Source organism: Cellulosilyticum ruminicola JCM 14822 (genome assembly GCF_001311925.1).
Taxonomy (GTDB): Bacteria; Bacillota; Clostridia; order Lachnospirales; family Cellulosilyticaceae; genus Cellulosilyticum; species Cellulosilyticum ruminicola.
Window position 1 is genome coordinate 1 of record NZ_BBCG01000112.1, and the last position, 5,025, is coordinate 5,025.

The window sequence follows — 5,025 nt, forward strand, 5'->3', positions numbered from 1 at the left end:
TTGGAGCGTTACTTACAATGCCACTGTATGATTGCATAGATCAAACCATGCTTAAGAATCAGGGGAGAGGCGTAAGTATGCAAAGATTTTATACATTACTGCTTGTAGACTTATATCAATTCTATACACTAAAAAGAATCACACTACATACTTACGAGACGTTTTCTAACTTAGTTCAAAGAATAGGAAAGTTGGCTTTGCATGAAAAACGTTTAAGACAAACTGTTACCGGCAAGTACTTTTGGAGAAATTTTGGCAAATAATTTTCCCTAATTCTTATTAGGCTATAGTAAATATTTTAGGTCCGCATTTATTCCACGGTTTCCTTGATTATGAGCCTCCGTTGATATGCTATCAGGCAGCTGAGGCCGCCACCCAGTTTGATGATGAACTACGATGCTTGTGTGCTGCCATTTCTATTCAGCTTAGCATATCAACCCTCATAATCAAGGAACTTTCGCGGCATAAACGCTAGTCATTTTCAACTTTATCAAAAAGCGATTGTCGATGCTCTAAGCGATAACTTTTCCCCTGCATTGTAATAACTTCACAGCGATATGTAATCCTATCAAGTACTGCCGTTGTTAATGCTGGATCTCCTAATAATTCTGTCCAATCTTCAAATCCTTTATTAGATGTGATAATAATAGATGCTTGTTCATGTAATGTAGAGATCAGGCTAAAGAATAGATTGGCTTCTTCTCTAGTTATAGGCAAATAACCTAATTCATCTATAATCACTAGACTTGATGCAAGTATACGATTAAGTTTGCCTTTACTCTTTTTTGATATTTCAGCTGTTTTCAATGTATGCATTAATAAGTCCATTGTAATAAAGCTAACGTTATAACCAGCTTCAATAGCCTTATAGCCTAATGCGATTGCTAAATGGCTTTTACCTACACCTGGTGGCCCTAGAAGGATTAAGTTATACATTTGATCTACCCAAGTGAGTTCGCATAGTTCATTAAGCTGACGCTTACTTATACTCTTTTGAAACGACAGATCAAACTCTTCGATTGTTTTTAGAGTAGGAAAACTAGCACTTTTTAGCCTTTTTTCTTTCGCACGTGCCTCTTTTGATTCCATTTCATAACATAATATAGTGCGTAGAAATTCTTGATAACTTTGATCTCTTTTCTTTGCTTCATCTAAAAGCTGCTCAAGGTTTTGCTTGAGATAGATCAATTTTAAACTTCCACTATAGCTAATGATTTCGTCTAATGTACCCATTTCCCACTGTCCTTTCTTGGATAAAACAAGTATTCTTCAATTTTTCTAGTTTCAGGCTTAATATAACTGATGTTTGGTTTGCTATTTAATTCTGGCATTTTAAAAGGTAGGCTATTACTTGCTGATTCTTCTTTTTTCATAAGAATATACTCTAGGGACTCCTTATAAAAGCTACCACCTATAAGAGATCGCTCCATACAATATTTTAATGCTGCCAGCTTATCTTCTAAGGCTTGGCCTTTGTTTACTTGGTTGATAAGATGTAATTGATCTCCATAATAACGAGGTTTCGTTTCTTCAATAAGATGTAAAAAATGAATGGCCTCATCACTATGTTCAAAATGTGCAAGTGCTTTTTGTTCCAGATCTTGAATATTTTTTCCTTTAACACGTTCAGGATGATGAATCTGGATCAAGTTACCTTTACCTTCATGGATCTTATGCGTAGCAAGCACTTCGCCTGTATCAATATCTAGTATGTTTAACATATCGTCATTTAAAGAAAGAAGAACTTCTTTCTTAGGAGAGTATGTACCTTTAGGTACTTGATAACGGTTTTGTTTATAAGATATGGTATTGTTTTTTCGAACAGAATACGTTAAACTATTAGTAGATTTTTGATCAAACAAAGTGGATGGTATCTGAAGTAAGTGTTGTTTTTCTAGGGCGAACACTTCTTTAGGTACCTTCTTTGTTATATCGTGAACCTTACCATTTCCAGTTCTATCAAGCCATAACATGCACTCGTCATTAAAAGATTCAATATCTTTAAAAACCCTATGTTTAGCAAAGTTGTATTTGACAAATTTAACTGCCGCTTCAACTTTTCCTTTACTTTCGGGATCATACGCCCGACATAGTCTCATCTTAAATTTCATGTGACACATATAGTTTTGAAAGTCCTCAGTGCAGATAATATCGCCTGCATTCTCAGACACAACAATGATGCGATCTTGATCATAAGCAATTTCAGATGGCATACCTCCAAAGTAATCGAAAGCCTTTTGATGAAGTCGTATAAGATCTTGAGTATTAAAAGGCCTATCCTGCCACCAAACAAACTTATATCTAGAATAAGAAAGTACTAATACAAAGCAATAAACTTTGATACGAGAACCATCTAATTTTTTAACCCAGATCTGACCGAAATCAGCTTGAGCTTGCTTCTCTGGTGGTAGTTCTGGGATTTCTTCATATTGCCTTAAGGGTGGATGCTTAGGAATTTTATAGACCGTTCTAATCTGACTAATATAGTTTCTTAGTGTTCGTTCGCTAAAATTTAATGTGCTATGCATTTCAAGGAGCCAATCATAAACTTGAGCTGCGGAAAGGTCGGGAAATTCTTTAAGCCATTCAATGATCTGACGTTGATAGCCGTCAATCTTTTTACTTCGAGTTTGAGCGTCTTGCTGAAGCTTAGAAAATGTACTTGGAGTCATATCCCAATACTTGCATACAGTTTTATAATCGATGCTAAGTCTTTTAGCTACTTGAGATTTATTAAGTCCTAGATTTTTATAGTTGTGAATTTCAACAAACATAAGCCATCCTTTCATTATTACAGTTCTCCTTTAACAATAATCTTTATTATTGTTTTAGAGTAACAGATAATTGTAATAAAATGTATAATCTTCACCATTTTTGTTTGCCGAAATCTCTCCGTTTTATTTTACCATTAACACAAACCACCTATCTAAAATAGAAGGTTATTTAGAACAACTTATTGTTGCTGGAAAAACTTAATCTTAAGTTAATGACTATGAAATATAATTTTTAAAAAGTCTAAGAATGATTTGTAAATAATATTTTTAAAATTCATAAAAAATAGAATTTTAATTAATATATACTAATTTATATCTAGCACTCCTATTTCAATATCAAAAAAGCTAGTAAACATAAAAGTTTACCAGCTTTTTTCATTACACCTTCACTATATACTTATTTAAAATTCATTCATTAAAGTCATTATGATTTGATCAACTTCATAAACGGCCTCAGTTTCAAAAATTTCTTGTAGTGCTTCTATATTTTCTTCTAAATGCTCAATATCCTTAGAATACATATGACTGATATCCACCATATCTACTCTGTAAATTGTCCATTTTCTATCCATCTTACAACGGCAAGTTCCTTAATCATAATTGTACTTATAATAGCTATCTTGATTTTTGCAGACATATCATAATCAAATATACACTTCATAAAGTATCTAAATATAAAATACACTAATATATTTTTAAACTTGTACATGTTATCTTTATAATACGCATTAAATGCCTTATGCTGATTAATATAAGATTTGCTATCTGCTTCACCAAAAATTTTTAATGCCTTATTTAGCCCTAATGGATCATGGGTATTGATATGTTCTAAATCTCTGTATGTATTAAAATACGCACAGACATTATGATACTTAATAACTTCATTTCCCTCATACTGGTCTAAATCATTGATCAATTCTTCTATAAAATGACTATCACTATACTTTTCTATCACATATTTGACTTCATCCATCTCATCGAAATCTATTTTATCTTGGATTTCTTCAACAAATTTAAGGACTGCTGCTGCCTTAATGCCTAAAGATATATTGAGCATTTCTATCATATTAATGATGATCTCTCTACATAGGAAAAAGTCTTCAAGTGCATTTTCGTCAATACTATCCTCCATGTCTCCTAGCTGATCATCCTCGCTTAATTCAAATACTGTTACCTTATCATTCCCTAATATGATTCTAGCAGCCTCTGGGCAAGATAATGAAATGCCCATTTCTCTTAAATCAAAGAACTCCTCCATGTACCTTGGATATTGTCTACATGTATAACAAAGACTTTTCTCACCAAGCTCATTGTATATTTCACAAAGCTTATTTTCATTTAAAAATGAACAGTTCTCACCATTTAATACAAAGACCTTGTCACCATCTTCTTCCACAATCCTACTTCTTAACTTTTGGCCAAACTCACCGTCTACATTTTGATAATCGTTATACGACTGCTCATCAATTACAACGCTCCATCCTGCACAGCAAGTATCTTCACATTCTGATGCAATACATGTAAAATCCTTAAAATAACTTGGTACTCTTATTCTCATTTCTAGTCTCACACTCTCCATATAAATTATTATTTCATTTTAATATTTATTGAGTGCAACATCAAGTGTTGCAGCTTATAAAAGAGGGCATTCAAAATCCATCTTATATCCATCCATGTCTATATATAAATTACACTTAATATTTTATGTTACCCTTTCTCCATTCATTAAGAAACATACGTGCTTCAACAGAAAACATCCCTCTTTTTTCACATAATTCTTCAAGTACATTAATTGATTTATCTGGTAACAAATTAATCATGCTTGATGCAACATTTAATAAAACATATTCGTTATCACAATTAAATAAAGGTTCTAAAATACCCAATGTCATTTAGTTAAGTGATATTATATAAAAAGGTCATCTACGAATAGTTAAATATTGGTAGATGACCTTTTTTATAGCTTAAACTCTATCTAAATGTATAATTTTAAGCATGGCAAATAGACAGAATACTTATTCTGTCTCAGGCTGTAGACAATTACATTGTCTACAGCCATTTTTACTGTTAGACTAGAAGTAGAAGTGTATACAATGATGGGCAGAAGAAATAATGATGAAAGATCCCAAATACAAATGTTAAGTATAGATGACCTTGTACCTCAAGATCATCTTATAAGAAAAATTGATGCAGCTATTGACTTAAGCTTTATCTATGACAAACTGAAAGATTTATATAAACCAGATGGTCG

Annotated in this window: 5 protein-coding genes and 1 pseudogene; 2 read left to right on the forward strand and 4 right to left on the reverse strand. The window is 32.4% G+C overall.

What is annotated here, in order from left to right; all coding sequences use genetic code 11:
- On the forward strand, nucleotides 1-263 hold a 263-nt coding region (locus tag JCM14822_RS17785; protein WP_207643278.1), incomplete at its 5' end, for a hypothetical protein.
- A 208-nt stretch (nucleotides 264-471) separates the two neighbouring features.
- On the opposite strand, the gene istB is transcribed toward JCM14822_RS17785, so the two are convergent.
- The 4 genes from istB to fliB all read right to left on the reverse strand — a co-directional run bounded on the left by istB (nucleotide 472) and on the right by fliB (nucleotide 4,332).
- Nucleotides 472-1,233 (reverse strand): IS21-like element helper ATPase IstB, encoded by a 762-nt coding sequence (gene istB, locus JCM14822_RS17790; protein WP_054743925.1) that lies wholly within the window; start codon nucleotides 1,231-1,233, stop codon nucleotides 472-474.
- Nucleotides 1,221-2,789 (reverse strand): IS21 family transposase, encoded by a 1,569-nt coding sequence (istA, locus tag JCM14822_RS17795; RefSeq protein WP_054743927.1) that lies wholly within the window; start codon nucleotides 2,787-2,789, stop codon nucleotides 1,221-1,223. Before istA ends, istB begins: the two co-directional genes overlap by 13 nt.
- Before the next feature lie 386 nt (nucleotides 2,790-3,175).
- Nucleotides 3,176-3,346 (reverse strand): hypothetical protein, encoded by a 171-nt coding sequence (locus JCM14822_RS24275; RefSeq protein ID WP_330377679.1) that lies wholly within the window; start codon nucleotides 3,344-3,346, stop codon nucleotides 3,176-3,178.
- A complete protein-coding gene (fliB, locus tag JCM14822_RS17800; protein WP_330377680.1) occupies nucleotides 3,316-4,332 on the reverse strand; it encodes a flagellin lysine-N-methylase in 1,017 nt (338 codons plus the stop codon). The genes JCM14822_RS24275 and fliB overlap by 31 nt, the downstream gene beginning before the upstream one ends.
- Before the next feature lie 535 nt (nucleotides 4,333-4,867).
- On the opposite strand from fliB, the pseudogene JCM14822_RS22230 reads away from it, so the two are divergent.
- Nucleotides 4,868-5,025 (forward strand): annotated as a pseudogene (locus tag JCM14822_RS22230) (IS5/IS1182 family transposase); the annotation flags it as partial.

Excerpts from the sequence above, each read along its gene's own strand:
- istB (WP_054743925.1), bottom strand. The coding sequence starts at position 1,233 with ATGGGTACATTAGACGAAATCATTAGCTATAGTGGAAGTTTAAAATTG.
- istA (WP_054743927.1), bottom strand. The coding sequence starts at position 2,789 with ATGAAAGGATGGCTTATGTTTGTTGAAATTCACAACTATAAAAATCTA.
- JCM14822_RS24275 (WP_330377679.1), bottom strand. The coding sequence starts at position 3,346 with ATGGATAGAAAATGGACAATTTACAGAGTAGATATGGTGGATATCAGT.
- fliB (WP_330377680.1), bottom strand. The coding sequence starts at position 4,332 with ATGAGAATAAGAGTACCAAGTTATTTTAAGGATTTTACATGTATTGCA.